This window comes from Bacillus swezeyi, from assembly GCF_030908325.1.
GTDB classification, from domain to species: Bacteria; Bacillota; Bacilli; order Bacillales; family Bacillaceae; genus Bacillus; species Bacillus swezeyi.
In genome coordinates, this window is record NZ_CP133085.1 from 3,949,433 (window position 1) to 3,975,409 (window position 25,977).

Below are 25,977 nucleotides of genomic sequence, written 5' to 3' on the forward strand. Positions count from 1 at the left end.
GCCCTTTCTGCTGTCATCTTCGAAACCGGGCTCTTACTGCCCTTTGATAAACCTTGCTGACCAAAAAGCTGTAGAACATTCCGCTGATACCGACGGAAACCGCCAGCTGAAGCATGGCGCCGTTTAGCAGGTGTCTGCTTCCTGCGCTCAAGGCCAGCGCGATCGCCGCCATCAAGGCCGTCAAGGCCAGCGGTTTGCCGATTGTTTTGAAATAATCGGCCAGATTCAGCTGGATCACATATTTGAGCAGCCACCTTCCGATAAAGAAGTTGATCAGACTAATCGCGGCATACGTCCAGGCGGTAATCGTCAAGTCTTTCGTCAACACCGCGCCATAGAGAGACAGCCCGTAAAGAAGCATAACACCGCTGTCCCAGTAAAACGCCAAGTCCGCTCTCCCTTTTGCCAGCAAAACCGATCCGTTCGGATTCATCAGAACCCTGAGCAGGCCGACAATGGCTAAAATGTTGAGAACAGGGACGGCCTGAAGCCATTTTTCTCCGAACACAACCTCAATAAACAGGTCGGAAACGGTGGTCAGTCCGATCAGAAGCGGGAACGAAACCAGTGCGAGAAGCTTTGTCATATTTAGAAATCCTTCTCTTAAAACCCCGTTGTCCCTTTGGTTTTTTGAAAAGACGGGAAAGGCAACTCTTGTGATAATCGGGTTAATCTTCAAAACGGGAATCGTGATAATCTGGTAGGCCAGGTTATAGATCCCCAAAGCTTCCGCACCGAGAAACCGCCCGATCAAAATCATATCAATGTTGGCGCCAAGCCGGTTGACAAGCCGGGAAGCAAGCTGGAACGCGCCAAAAGAGAAAAACTCTTTCACTTCCCGAACAGCAAATACGAATGAAGGACGCCATTTTTTTAAATATACAGTAAAAAACAGGATTCCTTTAACAGAATTGAGAAAAACTTGTGACAATGCGTAGGCGATAATCGGATCCGCCAGAAAAATCAGCACGAGCAGCAGCACAAACGACAAAACCGTTGCTCCGGCTTCAATTTTGCTCAGCACATTAAACTTTAAATCTTTTTGCAGCATATATTGATATTGCTGCCCGACCGGAGCGATTAAGAACATCACCGCCAAAATGCGAATGAGCAGCACAAGTTCATCCCGCTGATAAAAATCGGCGATCACCGGACTCAGGAAAAAGAGGCCGGCAAACAAAAGGAAGCCCGTTATGATATTCAGCCAATACAAAGTCGATAATTGGCGTTCACTGATGTCTTCCTTTTGAATCAAAGCGGCCCCGAATCCCATATCAAGTACGATTTGCGTAAAAACTGTAACGGTTGTCAGCATCCCGACCAGCCCGAATTCGGCGATGGTCATGATATTGCCAAGCAGAGCAAACTGTACAATCTGAATCACCGTGATGATCAAAGTTGACAGACTTGTCCATTTTGCACCGCTTAATATTTGTTTCGTAATGGTTGACATAGCTTATTCCTAACTTCCTCGTATTATCTGGCTCCCTCACCAGTCAATACTACTTTAATCGTTTTTACCATAACCTTCAAATCGAGAAGAAAGGTCAAATTTCGAATGTAATAAAGATCATGCACAAGTTTTTCCCTCGGACTGATATCATAGCCGCCATTAACCTGTGCCAGTCCGGTTAACCCCGGCTTTACAATTAAGCGGTTTTTAAATCCCGGTATCTCATGGTGGAATTGAGCTGTAAACATCGGCCGTTCAGGCCTTGGCCCGACAAGGCTCATGTCTCCGGCCAGCACATTGATCAGCTGCGGAAGTTCGTCGATCCTTGTTCTTCTGATAAACGACCCGACGGCAGTGACACGCGGATCATCCTTCTGGGCCCATTTCGCTCCAGATTTTTCAGCATCGATTCTCATGGAGCGCAGTTTAATCAGCTTAAAGTGCTTTCCGTCTTTGCCAACGCGTTCCTGTCGATATAGAGGTGAACCGGGAGTCTCTAGAGAAATCAGCATACAAAATAATAGGATCACCGGCAGTGTCACTGCCAGACCGATGAGTGATAGGACGATATCCATTGCCCGCTTTATATTCAAATAACGTACTGCTTTTTCAGATAGAGCACAAGAATAGATTTGCTGGCTTGAGTATTCATGATACATTCTTAAGCTTTTGTCCATACTCACTGACATACACCTCGCGATTGATTTGGTACTTTGTGATCTCTGCGTCAGTGTAGCATATGAACGTAAACCCAATGTAAAGGACTTGTTAAAGAATATTAATAGTGTTATTTTTTGATAAATTTGTTTAAATTTCTATTATCATCGATCACCGCCGCTCCTTTTTGTTGAATTAATGGAATTATCATACTATATTTTAAGGCATAAAAAAAGAAGCCGAACGTCGGCTTCTTTACAGCTTTGGCAAACTAATTAAATGTAGATGCCCCTGTCTTCTATCTATAATATACTGAAACGGCGTCATTGATCCCTTTTGCCGCTCTATCCTTTAAAGTCGCACTTTTTAATTTGCTGGCGTCTGACGAATTTGTGATAAAAGCCGTTTCTATTAAAACGCTTGGCATTTTAGAGTTTTTGATCACATAGAATCCAGCTGTTTTTACGCCTCTGTTCCTTGTTCCAAACGCGCTTACGACCCTCGGCTGGATTTCTTCAGCAAGCCGCTTACTGTTGGCGCTTTGATAGTTTTTATCATAATACGTTTCAGTACCATTTGATGAAGGCGTATATGAATTGGCGTGAATGCTGATAAACAGATCGGCCTTCGCGTTAGCGCCCCTTTTCACCCTTTCTTCCAGGGAATAGAAAGTATCGTTTGACCTTGACATCACAGGAAGAGCACCAGCACTATACAGCTTGCTGTTCAATCGCTTGGCGATGTCCAGGTTAACGTCTTTTTCCTTCAGGCCGTTGCCGATTGCACCCGGATCCTGATCTCCATGTCCCGGATCGATAAATATCGTTTTACCCACGGCCGGATTTTTAAGCTGGTTCGCCACTTTGGAAGCGACCGAAGGCGTCCCGCCCATTATGGAAAAGTATTTAATATTTTTATCGCCGATGAATGTTCTCGGTTCCTTTGATAAATTTTCTCCGTTCGTCAGAATGATCGCTTTATTTTGTTTTGCAGCAAGGGCGGCTCCTATGACAGCATCAGGATATCTGAAGCCATTAGCAATATACGTGTTGCTCGTTCTTAAACTGAATTTCTTTGCAATATTCACTGAAAGATCATATCTGTTTTTCCCAGTGATCCGTGTAGGTGACGGAAGCTTTGAAAACAGTTTGCTATTGATACTGTTTGTTCCCCCTACTACAATCGTTTGTTTAATGCCTTTGCTTTTGATTGTTCCAGATGTAGCACTGTTTAAAGTTTTTTCATTGGTAAATAAAATAGGATAACCGTTTTGGGCTGCATATGGAATGACAGCGACAGAATCTTGGTATACAAATCCGTTTGCTACGACTGCTTTTGATGTGCTTGACATAGCATTGGCCACTTTTGCTGCAGTCTCATACCGGGTGTTGCCCGCAATTCTTTTTACCGAAATTCCTAGTTTTTTTATTTGAGTAGCTACACCGTTCGATACTGCAGGAGTTCCTCCAATTATAATTACATTCTTCGTTTTTAACTCTTTTAAGCGGTTTTTTGTTTCTGAAGAAAGATTTTTTTTATTTGTTAACAATACGGGTGCATTTTTTTGATAAGCATAAGGGATAGCCGAAATCGTATCCGCATAGGCATCTCCGCCCACAATGACTGCTGTACTGGCGCTTGACCAGCCCTTTTTAGAAGCTTCAACTGCCGTAGCATAGCGGGTATTTCCGGATATCCTGTTTACTGTGTTGTCTGCCAGTGCAGAAGGTATGAACAGAACAAGTCCTAATAAACATATAGGGAGGACTTTAAAAAATCTATGCAATATGATCCCTCCGTCTTTCCTTCAAAGATTTTAATGTAATCAAACTAGGTTTAAACATAATTAGTAGGTAAAAAGAACGCTAATTAAACATTTTCTCTATATCAATCTCGGGACTAACTCTGTGTTGGCTGACAGAGATGACCGTTGGAGGAATCCCCTTGCGACAGCGAACGTTTAAGCAATTCTATTTCACACTCTCAATTTTTTTTAATTCAAGCTGGCCTTTCTCATTTTTTTTATAATTGACTTTCACTTTTTCGCCGTCTTTTAATTGGTCGATGTCACCCTCGTAATCACCGACAATATTTAAACTGACAGGTTCATTATTAATTTTGACTTCGATTGTATGAGAATCAGCCAACCCCACAAACGTTCCTTCCTCAGTCTGAACTTCATTTGTTTGACTTCCTTGTTTGGATTGTTCAGCCGTTCCGCAGCCTGCTAAAAGCACTAAGAAGAACATTAATGCGGCTAGTTTTTTCATTTTCATCACCTCTTATTTTTTATCGGCAAACATTTTTCATTTTAAAGAAAGCAAAACATTTTTGAAACATTCTTAAGTTCTATTTCGTCAAGTTGTAATATAAAAGGAAAAGATATAAAAAATATGTTGTTTCTATCAATTTTAAAAACTATAATCAAGTAAGATAAAAAAATAAGGTGAGGAATCCTATGAGAGCTGAAAAAAGAAAAAAGAAAAGGAAAGTCCTTTTCATTATTTTAACAATTATAGGCTTATTCGTTTTGAGCGCAGGCGGCTATGCATACTATCTATGGAATAAAGCAGCCTCCACTATCGCAAGTATTCATGAAGATCTCGGAAAGTCTGATAAAAGGGATAAACAGGTTGACGTTAACAGCAAAGACCCAATCGCTGTGCTCATCATGGGTGTAGACGAAAGAGAAGGTGATAAAGGCCGTGCCGACTCCCTCATTTACATGACGGTAAACCCTAAAACAAATAAAACGGAAATGGTGAGTATTCCGCGCGACACGTACACTGAAATCATCGGCAAAGGAAAGATGGACAAAATCAACCACTCCTATGCCTTCGGTGGAACCCAAATGACTGTTGACACGGTTGAAGACTTTTTGGATGTGCCTGTCGATTACTTTGTAAAAGTAAATATGGAAAGCTTTAAAGATATTGTCGATACACTCGGCGGAATTACGGTGAACAGCACGTTTGCCTTCAGCTATGACGGACATTCGTTCAGCAAAGGGGAAATTACCCTGAGTGGAGAAGAAGCGCTTGCCTATACCAGAATGAGAAAACAGGATCCGAAGGGTGATTTCGGAAGACAGGACAGGCAGCGTCAGGTCATTGAAGGCATCATCAAAAAAGGCGCAAATATCTCATCCGTTACGAAATTCGGCGATATGTTCAAAGTGATTGAAGATAATGTCAAAACAAACCTCACGTTTGATGACATGTGGGATATTCAGTCAAACTACAAATCAGCCCGCAATAATGTCGTACAGCACCAGCTGAAAGGCCAGGGCACAAAAATCAACGGCATTTATTACTATCAGGTTGACGAAAGCGATCGCCAATCAATTTCTGATGAATTAAAGGAAAGTCTTGCTATCAAATAATTATTCAAACAAAAACCAGCTTCACGTGAAGCTGGTTTTTGTTTTCCCGTCACTTTCAGCATTGCATCCATGATTCATTTTATGGATTTCAATCCGCAAATCGCAAGCTTGATCTCTATCAGCTCTAAATTTTTATTATATTTTTTAATAGCGCACTTATACTAATGTTAATACGTGTGAAAAAACTCGAATTGTGGTAAAGTTTAAGGTATCGATCACATACACTTTAAGGAAGGTGCTTTACTAATGAAAAAAGTAAGAAAAGCAATTATTCCAGCGGCTGGGCTTGGAACCCGCTTTTTGCCGGCTACCAAAGCCATGCCGAAAGAAATGCTTCCGATTGTCGACAAGCCGACCATCCAATACATAGTTGAGGAAGCCATTGAATCTGGCATCGAAGATATAATTATTGTAACAGGTAAAGGAAAGCGTGCCATCGAAGACCATTTCGACCATGCGCCTGAACTTGAACGCAACCTTGAAGAAAAAGGCAAAAATGAACTGCTTGAAAAAGTTCAAAAAGCGTCTAATATGGCTGATATCCATTATATTAGACAAAAAGAGCCAAAAGGACTCGGACACGCAGTCTGGTGCGCCCGTAACTTTATCGGCAATGAGCCTTTTGCCGTTTTGCTTGGAGATGACATCGTTCAAGCTGAGACACCAGGGCTGCGTCAGCTGATGGATGAATATGAAAAAACCCTTTCTTCCATCATCGGTGTTCAGCAAGTGCCCGAAGATGCCACACACCGTTACGGAATCATCGATCCGCTGACAAAAGAAGGCCGAAGATATCAAGTAAAGAACTTTGTTGAAAAACCAAAGCCTGGAACAGCTCCTTCTAATTTGGCGATTCTCGGCCGCTACATATTTACGCCTGAAATCTTTATGTATCTGGAAAAGCAGGAAATCGGAGCCGGCGGAGAAATTCAATTGACAGATGCGATTCAAAAGCTGAATGAAATTCAGCGCGTATTTGCTTACGACTTTGAAGGCAAACGATATGACGTCGGTGAAAAACTTGGGTTTATTCAAACGACACTTGAATTTGCCATGCAGGATCAAGAACTGAAAACTCAGCTTGTTCCTTTTATAGAAAATCTTTTAAACAAAGAAGAGATTTAAAAAACGAAAAAACTGGCATTCTAACCTGCCAGTTTTTTTGTATGATAAACGTTATATCCTTTTTACCCCTCACTCCTGACACTTTCAACAGTCTCCGAATGTGTCAGCAATTGATGAATAAAATCAAGCAGCTTTCTGCTGGAATGCCCTTGTGAATATCGATTCCACTCCGCTGCAAAACGTTGAATCTTTTCATTTTGTTTACCGGTCTTTTTTAATTCTTCAAGCAGTTCATCCCGGTCAGAACAAGCTTTTCCGGGTATCACCATTTCAAAGTCATCGATTAATCCGCGCTTTTCGTCATATTCAACCATGTCATACGTATAAAACAGCATCGGCTTATTTAACAATGCGAATTCAAAAGGAATCGAAGAATAATCTGAAATCAGTATGTCACACACGTATAATAAGTCTTTTAAGGGAAGGTCTGAAACATCTTTAAAATAGCCTTCACTCTCGTCCAGTTTTATGTCTTTGCGCACAGCAGGATGCAGTTTTACCATCAGCACGTATTCTCCGTTTAAATCTTTTGAAAGCTGTTCTTTTGTAAACGGGAGATTGAGGCTTGTCATGTCGTAGTCCCTGTAGGTCGGAGCGTATAGAATGACTTTTTTATTTTGAACAGGCGGAGCCTGTGGTTCAAAATGAAAATACTGATCAGTTAACGGGACTCCCGTTCGCAAAAACTGTTCTTCTTTCGCGCCAAATGACCGTTTGAAAATCTCCGCCATCTTGTCTGATCCTACGGTGATATAATCAAATGAACGGTATACCTTTTTAAACCTTTTTAAATCAGCCACTGTTCTATGTTTATTCGAGACATCCTCAAGTCCGAATTTTTTAAGTGCACCATTAGCATGCCAAACCTGAATGCATTTCGTCTGCGGCCGATTGTTCAGTACGCTCGTCAGCAAAAAGTAGTTATCTGTAATTACACATTTGCTTCTAAACATATGATAAACAGCCTGTATGATATGAAAAGGGTTTTTTTCATTTATACATTTTGATGGAACAGCCGGGCATTCTTTTGCAAGAGAAACAGCATGCTGAGTATACAAAACGTAGACTTCAAATGGTTTGTTTGTTTTCTTTTCATATTCAGTCAGCAGTTCTGTCGCATTATCCTGGAATGAAACGAGAAGGACGGCCCTGTTCCGCGGCTTAATCCACCTTAAAATAAAGCCGATTATTGACAGTCCTGCCGAATAAAAAATAATCAGTAAAGAACGTATATTCATCCTTCAACCCAATCTCTTCATAAAGTTCAAATTTTATTATGCGTCAATTTGTTTTGACTGCTCTTTAACCTGTTCAGGATAGTAGCTCTGCTTTTGCACCCTTTGCTCTTTCAAAACGGAAAAAGCATATTTGGGGATATTCATCATCCGTTTCCATCTTGACGGATTTGTCGCCAATCGGTACAGCCATTCCAAGTTTAGACGGATCAGCCAATTCGGAGCGCGCTTTACCGTGCCGCTGAATACATCAAAGCTTCCGCCAAGGCCGATTGCTATTGCCTGCGGAAATAGATGCCTATGTTGATAAATAAATCTTTCCTGATGCGGGTAGCCTAAAGCTACGAAAACCATGTCCGGTTTTGACTTTGCAATCCGTTTAGCCACTGCTTCTTTATCCTTTGCGTAACCGTCTGAGCATCCAACCAGGTTGATATCGGGGTATTCAGATGAGATACGATCCGCTACAGCTTGATTGACCTCTTTTTTTGCGCCGTATAAAAAGACTCTTTTCTTTTTGTCGTTGGCAATCTTCAGCAGATTGATAAACACATCATAACCAGCGATTCTCGACTTTAACCGGTTATTGGTCAGTTTTGACATCATCACGACTCCGATGCCGTCAGGCAGAATAAAATCAGCGGATGACAATACATCGGAATAGCTTTTGTCTTTAATCGCCGCATATCCGATTTCGGGGTTAACAGTAGCGATATATGCACCTGCGCGCCGATTAATATATGATTGTTCAAGATGATTCATAAAGCCGGATAAATCGGCACTAACATAGGACAAGTTGTGAATCTGTTCCGTTTGCAAATTCATCTCCTCCTTCCGATCAGAAAAATGCAATTATATGTTTAAACGAACTTTAAATGTCACAAGTAATAATCAACCCAAAAATTCAAATGATCTAACGTATATTTTAACATAGATGATTCATAAAAGCTTAACAATATCTTTACATCTATTTAAGATTTTTTACACGGTCTTCAGAAAAAGCGACATTTCGCAGATAATTTTTAAATAAAATTTGGAATTTCATTTGCGATTAACAACCCTTAACGTTTGATAGACGATGTGCTATAATAAGTGATCAGTGAAGACATGCGGAAAAATTGTCTTTTTTTAGTGAACAGTACACGCGTTTTGGGATCTTAAAATACATGGAAGTTAATCATAGTGGTTTTTTAGTACGTTATAGATTAGGAAGGAGAGTACGTTTACATGAAGAAAGTCATCACATACGGAACGTTTGATTTATTGCATTGGGGCCATATCAAATTATTGGAACGCGCCAAACAGCTTGGCGATTATCTTGTCGTAGCGATCTCCACTGATGAGTTCAATCTTCAAAAGCAGAAAAAAGCCTATCACAGCTATGAGCACCGCAAATTAATCCTGGAAACCATCCGCTACGTTGATGAAGTAATCCCAGAGAAGAACTGGGATCAAAAAGTACAGGATGTTATCGACCATGATATTGATGTTTTTGTCATGGGGGATGACTGGGAAGGGAAATTTGATTTCTTAAAAGAACATTGCGAAGTCGTCTATCTGCCAAGAACTGAAGGAATTTCGACGACTAAAATCAAAGAGGAAATCGCAGGCCTGTAATGGAAAAAGAAATAGAGTTCTTTAAAGAAGTACTTTTCCTGAAAAAGGGAAAGTACTTCTTGTAATTTCGAGCTTGGTTAGCTATATTTGTATTGCACAAATTCCTATGGATAGAGGAGAAAATTAATGAATATAGGTCGTTTATTTAAAATTAAACGAAATGAAAATGAGGAAGATATCCTTCAAAAACATAGTTTTCAAGTTTTAAATGCAAATGCTTTAGAAGAGAAAAAAGAAGTGGCAGTTGTCGTTCCAGTCTACAATGCGGAAAAGTATCTTAAAGAAACGGTAGACTCGGTAATCAAACAAAATTTCGGTTTTCATCGTATATCTTTAATATTAGTTGATGACCATTCAACAGATAATTCGAGAGAAATCCTGAAAGAATATGCCAATCTTTATGAAAACATAACGGTCGTTCTTTTAGAAACCAATACAGGAACACCCGCTCATCCGAGAAACTTAGGAATCGAATTGGCGAATGCAAAATATCTTACTTTTCTTGATGCCGATGATTGGTTTGCTCCAAATGGAATTCTAAGTTTATATAAAATTCTTGAAGAGAGTCAAGTCAACTATGCCGTAGGGAAAACCATCCAGGTTGAAGTCGGTGGTCAAAAAATAATTGGTAAATATGAATCCGTAAAAAAAAGACTGAATGTTTCCCCGTTTTCGATTCCGCATATTTTTTATCACTTGGGACCGCGTGCAAGAATGATGCGTCTTGACTTTATAAGAGATAACAAGATAAGGTACCCTGAAATGAAGTTTGCGGAAGACAAACAGTTTTTCATGGATGTTTTATTTAAATGCAAAGAAATTTCAACAACAACAGACCCTATCTATTATCTAAACCGGTTGGATGATAATAACGATTCACTGACGAAACAAACAAATATAATAGAAAAAACAAATTCTAACATAGCCGTTATGAAGTATGTTCTAGCCAAAAAGTTGGACAAAGATATAGAAAAAATGGCTATGAACCGCCTGACTGAGTTCGATTCTATCACTCGTCTTTTTGACAGGCACCATTTCTTAAAGAGCGAAAGCAAGGAAGAGTATTATGAAAAGTTTAGCGAAATACTTGGGATATTAAAGAAAACAAAATATGATATTTCCGAAACGTTTTTCAAACCGATGCATAAAACCGCCTTTGATTTATTAAAAGAAAAACGCTATGAAGAAATTGAACAGTTATTTCGCTGGTCAAAAAAGGAACCTAATAAAAAAATCGTCATCAAAGGCGATACAGCTTACTATGAAGGCCCTTTAATTGACGAAAAATATAAATTGATCGAAATCCCTCTGCATGCAGAGGTTAACAGGCATGAATTTATTGATGATGTATTTGTCATGAATTTTGCTGCATATGGAAAACAGAGAATCAATATAAGCGGCATCCAGTTTCAGCATAGGGAAAAAGCCAATATCTATCATGACTTCAGCGTAACTGCCGAAGATGACGGTTCCTATCGTTTGAAGCTGACTCTCAATGATCTGGAAGACTTGCGTGCAGGTGGATATGTCATGTATCTTGTGTATAATGATTATGAAAGAATTAATATAATCAAGCATACAGATGATAAATCTGAGAGAGAGATAAATCAAAAATCATACACTTTTTATAAGACTGTAAAAGGAAACATTTCTTTAAAAATAAAGTGAAAAATCGGTCTGTTTTTTAGTATTTGGATTTGATAAAAGAGGAGTAGACTTATTTTATGGTTAAGGCAGTTGCAATAAAATGCAATTTAATCGATCTAACACTTAAAGATTGGCAGCTTCACCTCGTTTTCTCTTTTGAAAGCTCATTGCCTGCTGAAGAAATCGGTCTGATGGCAGTCAATCGGAAATCAAAGGAAGAGCTGCCGTATTCCTGCGAAAAAATCAATGAACCGGGAGCAATTCTATACAAGACAGTGATCAATTTGAATGATCTATCAAACCATGTCAGGGATACAGGATGTATAGACTTTTACGCGACTTATCGGTTGACCGAAGAAATGGCTGAAAACGTGCTTCTGAAGAAAAGAATGAAGACTGAGTTTCAGCCGTTTGAACTATCCTGGGTACGGGATGAAGAAAAGGGCGTTTTCTTCCTTCCCTATACGACCAAAAAAGGAAACTTTTCTTTGAAAATCTTAGAGAAAAAAATCGTCGCTGAAGTTGATCATATCGAATTAAATTCTGAAGGAGAATTGACGCTTAAAGGGTATGCTTTTTTGCTTGACGGCGAAGGAAATTCCCCTGTAAAGCACAGACGTCTTGTTGTAAATGAAATCACGGATTATGAGGAAAAAAGGCTTTTTCAATTTCCTTTAGAAGATAGCTATAGGAAAGACACACCTCATGAAACCGCCGGGTTTCAAGTGCAAATTAATCTCAAAAAGCTTTACGAAGAAAATGTCATGCCGGCTATGTTCCAATTTCATATCGAGTTTACCGGCGAGGACCCTGAAACAGGCGAGGAAGTCGTCAAACGAAGCAAAGCACTGATACTGAAAAAGAAAGCGAATCTGCAACCAAACCAGTTTACGGTTCTTGAAACTGAAAAGGGCCCTGCGCGTTTTCACGTCTACCCACAAAAGAAAAAAAGAAACATGCGCTTAAGAATGAATGATTATACATTTAAAACAAGAGCTGTTTATTTTGTAGTTGGGAACAAAAACCGAGCCGTTTCGTTTTTCCGCAGGAGTAAAAATAAACTAATGAAGAAGATCGACAGGGGTGTGAAAAAAGCTTATTATTTCACCTTCGGACTGGCCGGAAAACTGCCTGTCAAAAAGAAAACCGTCATCTTTGAAAGCTTCGCCGGAAAGCAGTACAGCTGTAATCCGCGGGCGATTTATGAATATATGAAGGAGAACAATCCGGAGTACAAGCTGTATTGGAGCGTAAATCCAGAATACACGGATATCTTTGAGGAAAAAGGCATTCCTTATATTAAAAGGTTTACCCTGAAGTGGCTGTTTGCCATGGCAAGAGCTGAATATTGGGTTGTCAACAGCCGTCTGCCTTTATGGATTCCTAAGCCCGGACACACCACATATCTACAAACCTGGCACGGTACGCCGTTGAAACGGCTTGCCGTCGACATGGAAGAAGTGCATATGCCGGGCACGAATACGGAAAAGTACAAAAAGAACTTTACAATGGAAGCTTCGAAGTGGGATTATCTGATTTCACCAAACGCTTATTCAACCGAAATCTTTACCCGCGCATTCCAATTTAATAAAACAATGATTGAATCCGGATATCCAAGAAACGATTTTCTCCATACGGATAACGATGCCGAAACGATTCGCGCGTTAAAAGAGAAAATGCAGCTGCCGGCCGATAAAAAAGTGATTATTTATGCGCCGACTTGGCGTGATGATCAGTTTTATAAAAAAGGAAAATACAAGTTTGACCTTGATTTGGATTTGGCCAAGCTGAGAGAGGAAATCGGAGATGACTACGTGGTCATTTTAAGAATGCACTATTTGGTGGCGGAAAATTTTGATCTTGAGCCATTCCAAGGGTTTGCATACGACTTCTCCTCATATGAAGATATCCGCGAGCTTTATATGGTGTCCGACTTGCTGATCACAGACTACTCTTCCGTTTTCTTTGATTTCGCGAATTTGAAGCGCCCGATGATATTCTTTGTTCCCGATATTGAAACATATCGCGATAAGCTGCGCGGCTTCTATTTTGACTTTGAAAGAGAAGCGCCAGGTCCGCTCGTCAAAACGACGGATGAAGTCATCGAAAAAATTAGGGGAACCGAAGCGCCGGATTACCGTCTCCCGGATATATTCGAGCCTTTCTATGAGAAATTCTGCTACCTCGAGACCGGAAAATCGTCTGAAAAAGTCGTGAAAACGGTTTTTGGATAATTCCGGGAAATAAAAGCCATTGCATACCTTTGATGGGTTGCATTGGCTTTTTGCTATATTGTATGAGAGTTGATTTATAATGATGAATGGGTTATCTTGAGCAGACGGACTAAGAAATTTTCATTCACATATACAAATCGGATTAAAAGTGAAAAAAATAACGAAATCTGATACAATATAGTGCGGTGCTTTAAATGATGTTCTGAAAAAAAAGACCTAAAACTTTAACTCTAAGGAAGATTAGAATGAATGCTATGGTAAAAGTTCTGAAAGAAGTATTTTCTTCGCTTCCGCTCATTATGCGGCTTGCGGTTTATGAAACAAAGTCAAAGTATCAAATGAATTATTTGGGGATCGTTTGGCAGTTTCTAAACCCGTTAATACAGATTTTAGCCTATTGGTTTGTTTTTGGAACTGGAATTAAGGGCACTAGAGCAGATATCGATCATTATCCGTTCATCATCTGGATGCTGGCCGGTATTATCCCCTGGTTCTTTATCAGCCCGACAATTCTTGACGGTTCAAACAGTGTTTTTCGAAGAATCAATTTAGTGTCCAAAATGAATTTTCCGGTCAGCTCTTTGCCTGCCGTCGTCATCGCTTCCAATTTATTCAGCTACTTTGGCATGACATTGATCTATGTTTTCATACTTGTAGGAAGCGGACATTTTCCGACGCTGCATTGGCTGCAATATTTTTATTATCTGTTTTGTATGATTGCGTTTATGTTTTCATTCAGTTTGCTTAATTCGACGATCAGCGTTTTAGTGAGAGATTATCAATTTTTGCTTCAAGCCGGGACAAGACTTCTGTTTTTCATGATGCCGATCTTTTGGGATGTAGCACACGCACTGGCCAACAGACCGCATGTATTGGCGATTCTTAAATTAAATCCGCTTTTTTATATAATAGATGGCTTTAGAAACAGCTTTTTAAACGGCCATTGGTTTTTTGAGGATGTTAAATATACCTTGTATTTCTGGGTCTTCACATTGCTGTTATTGACAGTGGGTTCAATCCTGCATATGAAATTCAGGGATAAGTTTGTTGACTTTCTTTAATATAGTAAGGAGATTATACGATGAAACTAAAAGTTTCGTTTCGAAATGTTTCAAAAAAGTATCATCTATATGAGAAACAGTCTGATAAGATAAAAGGCCTGTTCTTCCCGAATAAAAATGAAAAGGGCTTTTATGCCGTACGGAACGTCTCCTTTGATGTATATGAAGGAGAAACGATTGGTTTTGTAGGAATCAACGGTTCCGGCAAATCGACAATGTCGAACTTGCTGGCGAAAGTCATTCCTCCGACTACCGGGGAAATCGAAATGAACGGCCAGCCTTCACTTATTGCGATTTCGGCGGGATTGAACAACCAATTGAGCGGGAAGGATAATATCAGACTTAAATGCTTGATGATGGGGCTGACCAATAAGGAGATTGATGAACTTTATAATCAAATCGTCGAGTTTGCCGATATAGGCGATTTCATCAATCAGCCGGTCAAAAGCTATTCAAGCGGGATGAAATCCCGTCTTGGCTTTGCGATATCGGCCCATATTGATCCGGATATTTTGATTATTGACGAAGCCTTGTCTGTAGGAGACCAAACCTTTTACAAAAAGTGCATTGACCGAATTACTGAATTCAAAAAACGCGGGAAAACGATTTTCTTTGTCAGCCACTCCATCGGTCAAATTGAAAAGCTATGCGATCGCGTTGCCTGGATGCATTACGGGGAAATGCGCATGTTTGACGAAACGGAAAAGGTTGTCACAGAATATAAAGAGTTTGTTGACTGGTTCAATAAGCTTTCCAAAAAAGAAAAGAAAAAGTATCAACAGGAGCATGTTGAAGAACGCAAAAAAGAACAAAAAGAAGAAAGAGCAAGCCGCTATTCGAAAGGTAAAAACCCGCAAACGATTGCTAATGCGGTTCAAATCGCTTGCCTCTCCATTTTGCTGGTGGCGATAGCAGCAACGATGTTTGTAAGCACGCCGCTAAGAACAATTGCTTCTTTTGGGGCGATTCCGGGGCATGACGCTAAAAAATCGGAAGAGCTGCAAGCTGAATCAAAATCTGAAGGTTTAACAAAGGTGAATCAGCCGGCATATGTCAAATCAACGGAGCTTACAACATACAGCGATCAAGGATTGAAACAAAAAAAGCCTGTTTCTTTGACATTTGGAACTGAAGTGACGCTAATATCACAAAATTCTAAAGTTGTACAAATCAAATTTAACGGCAAAAACTATTTTGTGAAAAAGGACAGTGTATCCTTGGCTAAAGACCTGGAAAATGCTTCATTGTCTGCAAATGCTTTTTCACCTTATTTTTCAGAGAAGGCAAAGTCATCCTATCAGTACTTCCTTTCTTTTTTAGGGGATAAAGAGCAAACCTTGCAACAGAAGCTTCGGGGAATTAAGGAAGTCAAATATGATGACGGAAGAACCGGCCTTCATCTCGAGTTTGAAAAAGTCGACTATGTGATTGAAAATCAAAAAACAGCAGCCATCGTATTTCATGACCTTCAAACAGTTGAACCGGCTTCAATCTCTCTGTCTGACGATAAAGTCACGTTTGACAAAGACCATAAACGATTCTTTTTCAGAACAGAGAAACAGCTGTTTGTAGTGGATAACGAGGAACACACATTAATGATAAGAAATGAAAAGTAATGACTTAAGCCATTGTGATGTTTCATTCACAATGGCTTTTTAATTGCAAAAAAAGATCAGACGCATTCTCGCATCTGATCTTTTTTTCTATTTATACTTAGGAATGTCATAATACAACGTGTAATTATCCAGCAGTGTGTACAAGCTGTACATCCGGCTCACCTGTTTATAAGCCCAGCCGATATCTGTTGCATATTGATGGCTGGCCGTTGGAGCCCATCTCATTTTGAACAGCGTATCCTGCTGAAAACCGCTTCTATGAATATAGTTTTTGCCAATTAATTCAGCTCCGCCGATAATCGCTTTTTCAGGAGTGTCCCATCCCTGCTCATAGGCTGTTTTGGAACCGCATTCCAGCGGACAAGAATCATATGCACCATATCCATACATATTGTAAACTGTTTTTCCGTTATATTTGACGCCTTTGGCTAATTGAGAAGTTCCATTTCCGGTTTCCAAAAGAGCGTGAGAAATCAAATACAATTCATTAATGTTGTATTTTTTAGATGCCTCAACAAACGCTGCTCCTTTTCCATCAAGAATTCCCTTGCCTTTTAAAATCTTGCCGTTGATTTCACTTGCTGACAGACCCGCATATTGAGACAGTTTCAAAAACTGGAAGTAATATTTGCTGTCCATTGAAAAGTTGTTCGGATTAATATAATATCCGGTCTCATCTTCACTTGCATTTCTCCAGCCCATGTTGATTTTCGCCCAATTTCCATCAGTGCCGGTTATGCTGACTTTGTCGCCTTTTTGAAGCAGCCCCACAATGTTGTTGTTTGCCACTTTCGGAGAAGATCTCACATTTAGGTAGTCTGCCGTTACAGTACTGTTGGCTGTATTGATATAAGAAAGCGATACATAGCCCGGAGAGTCTGTCTGCGGGTTGACGCTCATTTGCTTTTTCAGCATTTCTGCAAGGGTGAGGCCGTAATCTGTATACATGATTTGTGGGCCGTCATTAGTTTTGACAATGTTGACAGACCATCCAAAATCACTTTTCAATTGATTGGCCGTTGCAGAAGCGTTGTTATACCCCTGGATGTTATCCACTGCGATTTTATAAAGGTATTGGCGCTCGCTTGTGTAACTGCTCCACCAGCCTTTTTTCTTAAAGAAGTCCATAGCTTTAAGCAAGTCGTCATACAACAATGTACTGCCGGTTTCAATTCTATAGCTGGAATATCCTGCTTCTCCGGTGTTAACGATTTTAGCCCACCAATCATTAGTCTGGAAGAATTCAAGTCCTTTTTGAGCTTGTGCTTTTCCTAAGACCTGATTGGATACTACCCGATATGAGGAATATCCGGTTTCACCAGTTTTTTGATAGCCTGCATACCATGAATTCTTTTTGAAGAACTCCAATCCTTTATTGACTTGATCCATGCCCAGCACCGGATTGGAATATATTTTAAAGCGAGTGTAACCTTCTTTTCCTGTATCTTGATAGCCTACATACCAATTATTCGATTTAAAAAACTCTAAACCTTTCGCAAGCAGAGAATCACCAAGAATCGGATCGGAATAAATCTTAAATTTAGTATATGCTTGTTCTCCTGTTTCTTTATAAGACACATACCATGAATTCTTTTTAAAGAATTCCAATCCCTTATTTACAGCAGTCATTCCAAGCACAGGATCGGAAACAATTTTGTAGCGCTCATACGTTTGTTTATCACTTTTCTGCGTAGAGAACCACCAGTTTTTCTTCGTCAAATACTGCGATGCCTTTTCACGATCTGCAGAATTGAGATCGTGAAATAAAATTCTAAATGATGTTGAATTTGGTACTTGTTCATATTCAGCAGTTAAGTTGGTAGCCTCTTTTATCTCTTGAATATAATTTTTGACAAGAGACTCGCTCCCAAATCCGCCGGTTCTAATGTTGTAGTATTCGACAGGATCGCCCACAGGCTGTATGCGGCCTTTAATGCCTGTCTCAGTCTCGAATTTTTCAAGATTGGCTTGTGTGGCAGACTCACTGCTAAAACCGCCGCTTGTCAGAACATAATACTTTTCGGGATTGCCAGCCGGCTTATATGTCCCATTGATTCCAGTTTCTTTTGTGAAATCGCTTAAAATACTCTTTACTTTTGATTCACTGTTGAAGCCGCCGCTTGTCAAAGTGTAATACTTTTCAGGATCGCCAATCGGCTTATATGTTCCGTCGAGTCCGGTTTCTTTTGTGAAATCACTTAAAACAGTCTTTACTTTTGACTCGCCGACGAAGCCGCCGCTGATCAATTGATAATAGTAGTCCTTGGTCGTGTCTACCGGTTTAACAGATGCAGAAATGCCGGTCTTCTTTGTAAAAGACTGAGCGACTGATTCCGTCTTAGATTTGCTTGAAAAGCCGCCGCTTGATACGTAGTAATAATAATCTTTTGTTCCGTTTGGAACGTAATCAGCGTTTATGCCCGTGCTACTTTCAAACTCTTGCAAGCTAGTTTTAACGCGGGATTCAGTCGGAAATCCGCCGGAAACCAAATTATAAACATTTTTATAATCGCCGGTTTTTTGATATACGGCATCCCAGCCGGTATTTGTTTTAAGCTTTTGCAGATTCTTTTGTGCGTCTTCCAGTCCAAGAAACGCAGCCGTCGTCTCTACTTTATATGTAGAAGTATCCGTGTAGCCTGAGGATTTATTGACGAAAATCGAACTCAACATCCCTATAAAAAGTATGGCAACAGCAAACTTTAAAGATACTTTTCTCACTAAACTCCCCCCTTCTTCTTAATTGTTCTATTCATCTCTCATTTTTTTGTATCGGCTCACAAAAAGATTTGTTTAACCGACATTTACGAGTATATCAAAATTTTGAGCAAAGACTATTATTTTTTTGGAACAATTAAAAAAATGTGAAGAAAACCATGACGTTGGTCTCAGAAATGATTTTTCATCTCTACATTTTAAACGTAAATGTTTAAATCAGCCGACCTTGACAAAAATAATGTAATACAGATATCTTTAATTAAAAATGAAGCAATGAAAATATCTCCAGATAAAATTAAATGCTAAGGGGACTTTATGAACATCAAAAAAACATTCACGTCATTGGAACATTTATCAAAGGAGTCTCTGACCTTTGATGAGAAATTTTTATTAATTGTTGAACATAAACAGGTCAATTTTGAGTTTTTTCTGAATTTGAAATTATCTTCCAACACTTTATTAATTCTTGGATCCGGAGCGATTGATCCGAAAAAACATACGCTTCCTGTTTTTCAAAGACATTCATGGGCAGATGAAATTGCCTGCTCAACTATATTTTATAATGATCCAACCCTTTATTTAGGAAATATAAATATCGGCTGGGGACAGGGTGACAAAGAACATTTTTACTTAGAAACGATTTCAGAAATCATTATGAAGATCACTGAAATGTTAAATATAAAGCCGGAGAACACGACTTTTTACGGAAGCTCCGCCGGCGGATTCACCTCTCTGTTCCTAAGCGGACTGGTAAAAGGCTCTACCGCTTTGGTTAATAATCCACAAACAATCGTGATCAACTATTATCAAAGCCATGTCTTGAAAATGCTTGAAACTTCTTATAAAAAAAAGGGGCTGGAAGATGTTCCACAGCAGCTCAAGTACAGGTTGAGCATTCCGGAATTTTACAAGAAAATCAATTATATTCCGAACATCATTTATCACCAAAATCTAGCATGTGATCATGATATTAATCGTCATTTTCACCCTTTTATTAATGAATTGTTTGAACTCACTAAACAAAAACCTTATGTAAAAAAAATTGAATGTCACTTTTATTATGATGAGGAAAAAGGACACAATCCTCTGAGTAAAGAAGAGACTTTGGCTATTTTAAATGAAAGAACGGGAATATAGCGTCCCTTTTTAAAGAAAAAACTAAGGTAAGGGGGCATCCCCCCCCCCTTACCTAAACTTCTTCTGATTTTAACAAATTTAAAATCTCTTGATCTTTCCAATCCATTCCTTCATATAACTTCAGTATTTGAACTAAAAGATCTTTTGCTTCATCTTTTTCATCTTCATTTACCATGGTCAATTTGGCCATATACCAATTCTTCACATAATTCTCCAAGCGAATATCCTGATAATCTTTTAATAGTCCTTCTTTTTTCAGCCAAGCAATTCGTCCTTTTTCAAGCAGAATATAGCGCTCAAAAAATCTCTTGTTTATATTGTTAACTGAAGAATTTTCCACCATTGCATAGTAAATATGAATAGGTAAATCAATGACTTTAAAAGCCTTTGATGAGAGGATCATTTCATGAAAAACAAGCGTGTCCTCGCCTATTGCACCTTCAACCATCTTAATTCCGGAATTCACAAGCCATTCTCTATTAGCGACGAGTGCCTGTATACTCATTGCCTTAAAGTAAGTGTTTTTGAGAAATTCCTCATGCGGCCCCTTCCGAGATGCCCTGCCATTATTGAATCCCATCATGGTTTTATAATAGGAAAATAGCTGCTCTTGATCTGATAAACGCACCATATCACCGATTACCATATCATATGAAGACCCTTTAGCCTCATTTAAAAGAGCGGCATACCCGTCATTAATCGCTTCATTATCCGGGTCAAGATATGTTACCCATTCCGAAGTTGACAGTCCCAGTCCTTTATTTCTTGGCCTTGAAGCACTTCCGCTGCCGCCTTGCGGGTAAAAATACGTTTTTACATTAGAATATTGGTCTTGCAGCCTTTTTACGACATGAGGCGTATATTCATCTGTTGATCCGTCATCAACGATGATAATCTCCATATCCTCAAAAATACTGCTTCTTGAAAGACTCTGAAAACATTTATATCTTAAATGCTCACCATTATTATAAGTCGGTACAATCACCGAAAGCTTATAGGTTTTGTTTTCTTTCTTCTGTTTATGTTCTGGAGCAGTCATAATTTCTAAAGGATCGACACTGTATCCTTTTAAAAGCTCGCCTGGCTGTATATCTTTTAACGATTGCCAATCAAACGATTCTCTCCAGAACAATGTACGATAACGGTCCTTCATCTCGTTTACATAATGATGTTCAATCCCAGACACATACTCCTCTGGCGAACGATAGTAAGCATCTTTTGTAATATAGTCTGAGCTCGTGTATTTAAAGGCATTAACCATATCTTCGAGATAATATTCTCCATAATGGTAATCTTCACTGAAAAATGCAACCATATCATGGTCTGTATAAATTTGTTCAGTCACATCTTTTTCTAAAATAAAGGATTTATATTTGTAGGATTGACGATTAAATTGCTCTCTCATTTCAGGTGTATCTTCTTGAGCTACTACAAGCACCTTTTTATTGAATCTATACTTCTCAAGCCCTGTGACTTCCGCTATTTTATTAATTCTGTCAAATGCTGTTTCACCGTTCAATACTTTTCTGACGCCCTGCATTTGCAATTGATATATTTCTTTAGGAGTCAACGCGTTTAAGTAGTCCGTCAATTCTTCTTTAGAAGGAGCCAAAAAGACATTAGGATACTTGCTGTTTATTCCGATGCTGTAGTTAGACAGCACGACCGTGCCCATTGCCTGCAGTTCATACACCCGGTTGGCAAACATCGTGTTGCTGTCTTTTACAGAATTTAAATTCAATGTAAAATCATACATTTTATGAATTTTTTGCAAAGTTTCATGATCTGTTGACGGCACAACATAAGGAACATATTCCTTTGGATAAAAATGAGCCGGAAGCTGCAATGAAAAATTGCGGTCAATGATGGTTAGTTCACGGCCTGCATTTAATACGCCGTCAAAGAGAATTCGGCTGTCATGCTGCCGGTTTGGATATTTATGATACCATGACCCTGCAAATAGTATATCCTGCCTTCTGAACATTCTTGTACCGATCGGGTTATGATAGATTGGATTGACGCCAAACTCCAATACGTCAAATGTTTTTGCAGAAGGACAGTCCCTTCTATAATCGTCAAGAACCTCTTGGCATGTAGTAAAGATATGGTCAGCTTGCTGAGCCAAGTCTATATAAAACTCATAGTTAACCGGGTCTTCTTTTGAATAAAAAACAATGGGAATATGTTTACTTCTATAAAATTCAATTATGCTGCGTATTCGGTCTCGTATTCTTTTTATTTTTGGATTCCCCAGGCCTTTCCAGGCTCCGTCAAGCCCTCTCCAAGCAGTGGCAAGGACAAAAACGTCAATTTTGTCACCATAACTTTTGTAATTTTCATAAGTGATATAATGAAAATTCGCTGCGTCTTCCAAACTTTTGAATAAAAATTCGTCTGCAATGATTCCCATTTGAAGATCAAGTTTCTTGTAATACCTTGAACCATTGCTGTCAGGAAGTTGTTTGATTTGCTCCTGAATCTCTTCAAAATATCCTTTTTTATGGTTTTTCTTCAAAAACTGGACATAAGCTTCTTTTTCCGCCGGCGTCATGATATTGTTTTGACTGGAGGCTGGTGCACTTTTAGCCGTTTGACTATTTCTTAAGCCGGCAAGCTTATTTTTCCTGGAATTTAAAACCGATAAACTCTTTTTATTGTTAAACTCGCTTAGAGCAGCTCTATCAACCGCAATTTCTTTTGTCAATCTATCTATTTTTTGTTTTATAGTCGTTAGACGCTGATCAATATTCGACATTAACGATTACCTCTTCTTTTTCTAAATTTCCAATAAAAAAGGGTTAAGCGTCCTAATTTTGATGAAGATAGTGCTTGATAACGCTTCTCAAGATACTTCGTTTGCTTGTCCGTTTTCTTTTGCTGCTGTAACAATTTTTCTTCTTTTTTATATGCATCAACCAGCTCTTTTTTTAGAACCGTTACTTCATTCAAAAGCGATGATATCTGCTGTTCGTATGGCTGAATTTTTTTTCTGCCATGAAGATTAAGGGTTTCGATCAGATTGCTGATTGTTTCTGATAAATCGTTAACGGCTCCATCTTTTGTTCGTTGCAATTTTAATCCCAGCCATTTGTTCCCTCTGTGCACTTTAACGTGAAATCCAAGCTGAAAAGATGTTATGACCAAATTAAGGAGGTTATTGAGATTTAGGTCTTTTATAAAAGTCCATAGCACAAAGCTTCCGTTCGGTGATAAATGTGGAGTTAAACGTTCAATATACCTTTCAGAATCAAATACGGTCTTTGGAAGATCCCCCAATAGGATCGTGTCAAATGTCTCAGCACTTATTTCTTCCTCTTCTTCAAGGTCATTTCTTAAATACGCAACTTTTTTTCCAATCGCAGACAAGTACGCGTCACCAAGATTACTCGATCTTACAGCAATTAAAATATGATCCCCCACAGCCGATGTGTATTCCCATTTTATTGGATTGTTTTCGTCTAAATCTAAAAATTCGTTGTTTTGTTCGTGTTCGTTCGGAGCTGTTTCTGAGAAAACAGGTTTCAAATCATTTTCCTCCTTTTAGCGTAAGTGAGGGAATATATAGTCCAATCATGAGGATAGTCTGCCATTTGGCAGACTATCCGTGTATTGCGAGATCATGAAAAATATCGGAGAAGAGCTTCGACAATACGTTTGGATGCATGTCCATCTCCATAAGGATTAGAAGCCTTTGACATTTTTTTATATTCTTCCTCATCTGTTAGTAACTGTTTTGTCAGCCTGTAAATCACTTCTTCTTCTATACCGGCAAGCTTTAATGTGCCTGCTTCGATTCCTTCAGGTCTTTCCGTTGTATCCCGTAACACAAGAACAGGCTTTCCTAACGAAGGAGCTTCTTCCTGAACCCCGCCTGAGTCGGTTAAAATAAGGTGCGATTTTGAAGCGAAATTGTGAAAATCAATCACTTCCAAAGGTTCAATTAGATGAACACGGTCCAAGCTTCCTAAAATTTGTTCAGCCGTTTCCCTTACAACGGGATTTAAGTGCACGGGATACACCACTTGAACATCCTCATGCTCTTCAACAATTCTTTTGATCGCCCGAAACATATTTTCCATAGGTTCACCTATGTTTTCTCTTCGATGAGCAGTCAAGAGAATCATCCGGTCATCGCCCAATTGATCGAGCACTTCATGTTGATAATCATCTCGGACAGTCGTTCTTAAAGCATCTATCGCCGTATTTCCTGTCACATAGATTTGTGCAGGATCTTTGTTTTCTTCTAAAAGGTTCTGTTTCGACTTTTCTGTCGGAGCAAAGTGCAAATCAGCAATCACACCCGTAATCTGGCGATTGATTTCTTCAGGAAAAGGAGAGTATTTATTTCGGGTTCTCAATCCTGCTTCTACATGCCCTACAGAAATTTGGTTATAAAATGCAGCAAGGCTGCCGACGAAAGTAGTTGTTGTGTCGCCATGCACAAGGACAACGTCCGGCTTTTCTGCTATTAATAATTCATTTAACTTGGTCAACGCGCGCGTGGTAATATCCGCCAGTGTTTGCCGGTCTTTCATGATATTCAAATCAAAGTCCGGCTGAATTCCAAAAGCTTTAAGGACTTGGTCAAGCATCTGCCTATGCTGAGCAGTAACTGTGACCAATGACTCGATATGATCAGGATATTTATTGAGCTCAAGGACTAGAGGGGCCATTTTAATTGCCTCCGGCCGAGTCCCGAAAATGGTCATGACTTTTATTTTTTTCAATGCTTTTCCTCCCAGTTGCAGCGATTTATCTTTGTAATGATATTGGCTCAGAACAACAAGTTATACCAATATTGTCTCTTTATTTAATGACTCATGAAGGTTCCCAAAGTTGATATATTTAAAATCGTTTGAACGATTCTTTACGATGTTTTTCGTATCAAATATTTGTTTCGTTGACATTTTAGTCAAGTGAGACCATTCTAATTCTTTAAATTCATCATGATCAGATAAAATTAAAATTAAATCTGAATGATCTACAGCCTGCTCAATATCACCGAACACGAAATCCTTTTTGACATGCGGATCATATGCCCTTATTTCATATTTCTCTTGTTCTTTTAAGATTTCTAAAATTTCCATAGCCGGGCTTTCTCTAATATCATCTACATTTCCTTTATATGTGAGACCAAACACAGTAACAATCTTTCCTTGCTCCTTTTCCATTAAAGCATTTACGTTCTCTGCTACATAGTAAGGCATTGAAGTATTGATGGAACGTGAAAGGTCAATTAATCTAGCAGTTTCCGGAGCCCTGGCGACAATAAAATAAGGATCAACAGCTAAGCAATGTCCTCCTACACCAGGTCCTGGCGTGTGCAAATTGACTCTGGGATGCTTATTTGCCATTTCAATAACATCGAGCGCATCTATTTCAAGTTCGTTACATACTTTTGTAAGCTCATTCGCTAAAGCGATATTTACATCTCTAAACGTATTCTCCATCAGCTTAGACATTTCCGCCGTTTTGGCGTTTGTTTTGATAATTTCGCCTTTGACAAAGGTGCTGTACACTTTTGCACCAGCTTCTGTGCAAGCTGGTGTAATTCCGCCCACAATACGATTATTATATACCAATTCGTGAAGAATCTGGCCAGGCAGCACCCTTTCAGGACAATGAACCAAGTACACATCTTCTCCAATCACGAAGCCGGCTTCTTCTACAAGAGGTTTTACGTAGTCATCCATGCTTCGCGGTCCAATCGTTGATTCAACAATCATAACGTTGCCCTTTTTAATGAATGGAAGGACAGCCTTAACGGCATCCAGCACATAAGTTAAGTCACATGATTTATGTTCATCATTACGGTTAGGGGTAGGCACTGAGATAATGAACGCCTCAGCTTCTTCTGGCATTAATGATGCTCTAAAAGTTCCATTTTGAATTACTTCATTTAAGGCTTCTTGAAGCCCCGGCTCTTCAATATGAATGAATCCAGCATTTAAAGAGTCTATTACTTCCTGCTTAATATCAACACCTACGACTTCAACGTTATGCTTTGCGAACATAATAGATGTCGGCAGGCCAATATAACCAAGTCCCATAGTGCAAATTTTCATCATTTATACGCTCCTTTTTCATATTGTTTT

General features: G+C 39.2%; 19 protein-coding genes. 8 read left to right on the forward strand and 11 right to left on the reverse strand.

From position 1 onward, the window contains the following. Positions 1 to 13 precede the first annotated feature (13 nt). The 4 genes from tuaB to RBH91_RS19835 all read right to left on the reverse strand — a co-directional run bounded on the left by tuaB (position 14) and on the right by RBH91_RS19835 (position 4,380). Positions 14 to 1,453: a teichuronic acid biosynthesis protein TuaB gene (gene tuaB / locus RBH91_RS19820; protein WP_307892654.1), complete on the reverse strand. Its 1,440-nt coding sequence runs from the start codon at positions 1,451 to 1,453 to the stop codon at positions 14 to 16. Between the two features lie 23 nt (positions 1,454 to 1,476). Next, positions 1,477 to 2,184 (reverse strand): sugar transferase, encoded by a 708-nt coding sequence (locus RBH91_RS19825; RefSeq protein ID WP_275666920.1) that lies wholly within the window; start codon positions 2,182 to 2,184, stop codon positions 1,477 to 1,479. 224 nt (positions 2,185 to 2,408) lie between these two features. Continuing rightward, on the reverse strand, positions 2,409 to 3,896 hold the full coding sequence (locus RBH91_RS19830) for an N-acetylmuramoyl-L-alanine amidase (RefSeq protein WP_307892655.1): 1,488 nt from the start codon (positions 3,894 to 3,896) through the stop codon (positions 2,409 to 2,411). 184 nt (positions 3,897 to 4,080) lie between these two features. After that, the gene (locus RBH91_RS19835; RefSeq protein WP_076761149.1) at positions 4,081 to 4,380 is read right to left on the reverse strand and encodes an acidic lipoprotein LytA; all 300 of its coding nucleotides are present in this window, start codon (positions 4,378 to 4,380) and stop codon (positions 4,081 to 4,083) included. Between the two features lie 188 nt (positions 4,381 to 4,568). Here RBH91_RS19835 and tagU point away from each other — a divergent pair, with 188 nt between their 5' ends. Together tagU and galU are read left to right on the forward strand one after the other, a co-directional pair. Continuing rightward, positions 4,569 to 5,492 carry a polyisoprenyl-teichoic acid--peptidoglycan teichoic acid transferase TagU gene (gene tagU / locus RBH91_RS19840; protein ID WP_307892656.1) on the forward strand — a complete coding sequence of 308 codons (924 nt, stop codon included), beginning with the start codon at positions 4,569 to 4,571 and terminating at the stop codon, positions 5,490 to 5,492. Between the two features lie 246 nt (positions 5,493 to 5,738). Then, the gene (galU, locus tag RBH91_RS19845) at positions 5,739 to 6,617 is read left to right on the forward strand and encodes a UTP--glucose-1-phosphate uridylyltransferase GalU (RefSeq protein ID WP_076761152.1); all 879 of its coding nucleotides are present in this window, start codon (positions 5,739 to 5,741) and stop codon (positions 6,615 to 6,617) included. 62 nt (positions 6,618 to 6,679) lie between these two features. Here galU and RBH91_RS19850 read toward each other — a convergent pair whose 3' ends face one another. Both RBH91_RS19850 and RBH91_RS19855 read right to left on the reverse strand, forming a co-directional pair. Then, on the reverse strand, positions 6,680 to 7,855 hold the full coding sequence (locus RBH91_RS19850; protein WP_307892657.1) for a CDP-glycerol glycerophosphotransferase family protein: 1,176 nt from the start codon (positions 7,853 to 7,855) through the stop codon (positions 6,680 to 6,682). A 36-nt stretch (positions 7,856 to 7,891) separates the two neighbouring features. Continuing rightward, entirely contained in the window at positions 7,892 to 8,671 is a 780-nt protein-coding gene (locus RBH91_RS19855; RefSeq protein ID WP_076761154.1) for a WecB/TagA/CpsF family glycosyltransferase, read from the reverse strand. Positions 8,672 to 9,079: 408 nt separating this feature from the next. On the opposite strand from RBH91_RS19855, the gene tagD reads away from it, so the two are divergent. From tagD to tagH, 5 genes are all read left to right on the forward strand, one after another. Next, positions 9,080 to 9,469, forward strand: coding sequence for a glycerol-3-phosphate cytidylyltransferase (gene tagD / locus RBH91_RS19860; RefSeq protein ID WP_307892658.1), 390 nt, complete (start codon positions 9,080 to 9,082; stop codon positions 9,467 to 9,469). A 126-nt stretch (positions 9,470 to 9,595) separates the two neighbouring features. Further along, positions 9,596 to 11,137 carry a glycosyltransferase family 2 protein gene (locus tag RBH91_RS19865; RefSeq protein ID WP_307892659.1) on the forward strand — a complete coding sequence of 514 codons (1,542 nt, stop codon included), beginning with the start codon at positions 9,596 to 9,598 and terminating at the stop codon, positions 11,135 to 11,137. Positions 11,138 to 11,193: 56 nt separating this feature from the next. Next, positions 11,194 to 13,350 carry a CDP-glycerol glycerophosphotransferase family protein gene (locus RBH91_RS19870; RefSeq protein WP_307892660.1) on the forward strand — a complete coding sequence of 719 codons (2,157 nt, stop codon included), beginning with the start codon at positions 11,194 to 11,196 and terminating at the stop codon, positions 13,348 to 13,350. A gap of 245 nt (positions 13,351 to 13,595) precedes the next feature. Next, positions 13,596 to 14,411, forward strand: a complete 816-nt coding sequence (locus tag RBH91_RS19875; protein WP_148956785.1) for an ABC transporter permease — start codon at positions 13,596 to 13,598, stop codon at positions 14,409 to 14,411. A 20-nt stretch (positions 14,412 to 14,431) separates the two neighbouring features. After that, positions 14,432 to 16,027: a teichoic acids export ABC transporter ATP-binding subunit TagH gene (gene tagH / locus RBH91_RS19880; protein ID WP_307892661.1), complete on the forward strand. Its 1,596-nt coding sequence runs from the start codon at positions 14,432 to 14,434 to the stop codon at positions 16,025 to 16,027. Between the two features lie 87 nt (positions 16,028 to 16,114). Here the strand turns inward: tagH and RBH91_RS19885 are convergent, their stop codons facing one another. Beyond that, positions 16,115 to 18,748 carry an N-acetylglucosaminidase gene (locus tag RBH91_RS19885; protein WP_307892662.1) on the reverse strand — a complete coding sequence of 878 codons (2,634 nt, stop codon included), beginning with the start codon at positions 18,746 to 18,748 and terminating at the stop codon, positions 16,115 to 16,117. Positions 18,749 to 19,060: 312 nt separating this feature from the next. Between RBH91_RS19885 and RBH91_RS19890 the strand changes: the two genes are divergently transcribed. After that, positions 19,061 to 19,882 carry a glycosyl transferase family 2 gene (locus tag RBH91_RS19890; RefSeq protein ID WP_307892663.1) on the forward strand — a complete coding sequence of 274 codons (822 nt, stop codon included), beginning with the start codon at positions 19,061 to 19,063 and terminating at the stop codon, positions 19,880 to 19,882. Positions 19,883 to 19,934: 52 nt separating this feature from the next. On the opposite strand, the gene RBH91_RS19895 is transcribed toward RBH91_RS19890, so the two are convergent. From RBH91_RS19895 to RBH91_RS19910, 4 genes are all read right to left on the reverse strand, one after another. Next, positions 19,935 to 22,637 carry a glycosyltransferase gene (locus tag RBH91_RS19895; RefSeq protein ID WP_307892664.1) on the reverse strand — a complete coding sequence of 901 codons (2,703 nt, stop codon included), beginning with the start codon at positions 22,635 to 22,637 and terminating at the stop codon, positions 19,935 to 19,937. Next, on the reverse strand, positions 22,637 to 23,407 hold the full coding sequence (locus tag RBH91_RS19900; RefSeq protein WP_307892665.1) for a hypothetical protein: 771 nt from the start codon (positions 23,405 to 23,407) through the stop codon (positions 22,637 to 22,639). Before RBH91_RS19900 ends, RBH91_RS19895 begins: the two co-directional genes overlap by 1 nt. A 92-nt stretch (positions 23,408 to 23,499) precedes the next feature. Beyond that, positions 23,500 to 24,609 carry a non-hydrolyzing UDP-N-acetylglucosamine 2-epimerase gene (gene wecB / locus RBH91_RS19905; protein ID WP_307892666.1) on the reverse strand — a complete coding sequence of 370 codons (1,110 nt, stop codon included), beginning with the start codon at positions 24,607 to 24,609 and terminating at the stop codon, positions 23,500 to 23,502. A gap of 60 nt (positions 24,610 to 24,669) precedes the next feature. Continuing rightward, the gene (locus RBH91_RS19910; RefSeq protein WP_307894801.1) at positions 24,670 to 25,947 is read right to left on the reverse strand and encodes a nucleotide sugar dehydrogenase; all 1,278 of its coding nucleotides are present in this window, start codon (positions 25,945 to 25,947) and stop codon (positions 24,670 to 24,672) included. Between the last annotated feature and the right edge of the window lie 30 nt (positions 25,948 to 25,977).

Bases quoted from the DNA above. Each gene is read 5' to 3' on its own strand.
- RBH91_RS19875 (WP_148956785.1), top strand. From the start codon at position 13,596: ATGAATGCTATGGTAAAAGTTCTGAAAGAAGTATTTTCTTCGCTTCCG.
- RBH91_RS19895 (WP_307892664.1), bottom strand. From the start codon at position 22,637: ATGTCGAATATTGATCAGCGTCTAACGACTATAAAACAAAAAATAGAT.
- RBH91_RS19870 (WP_307892660.1), top strand. From the start codon at position 11,194: ATGGTTAAGGCAGTTGCAATAAAATGCAATTTAATCGATCTAACACTT.
- tagU (WP_307892656.1), top strand. From the start codon at position 4,569: ATGAGAGCTGAAAAAAGAAAAAAGAAAAGGAAAGTCCTTTTCATTATT.
- RBH91_RS19890 (WP_307892663.1), top strand. From the start codon at position 19,061: ATGAACATCAAAAAAACATTCACGTCATTGGAACATTTATCAAAGGAG.
- RBH91_RS19910 (WP_307894801.1), bottom strand. From the start codon at position 25,947: ATGAAAATTTGCACTATGGGACTTGGTTATATTGGCCTGCCGACATCT.
- tuaB (WP_307892654.1), bottom strand. From the start codon at position 1,453: ATGTCAACCATTACGAAACAAATATTAAGCGGTGCAAAATGGACAAGT.
- RBH91_RS19835 (WP_076761149.1), bottom strand. From the start codon at position 4,380: ATGAAAAAACTAGCCGCATTAATGTTCTTCTTAGTGCTTTTAGCAGGC.
- tagD (WP_307892658.1), top strand. From the start codon at position 9,080: ATGAAGAAAGTCATCACATACGGAACGTTTGATTTATTGCATTGGGGC.
- RBH91_RS19865 (WP_307892659.1), top strand. From the start codon at position 9,596: ATGAATATAGGTCGTTTATTTAAAATTAAACGAAATGAAAATGAGGAA.
- RBH91_RS19850 (WP_307892657.1), bottom strand. From the start codon at position 7,855: ATGAATATACGTTCTTTACTGATTATTTTTTATTCGGCAGGACTGTCA.
- galU (WP_076761152.1), top strand. From the start codon at position 5,739: ATGAAAAAAGTAAGAAAAGCAATTATTCCAGCGGCTGGGCTTGGAACC.
- tagH (WP_307892661.1), top strand. From the start codon at position 14,432: ATGAAACTAAAAGTTTCGTTTCGAAATGTTTCAAAAAAGTATCATCTA.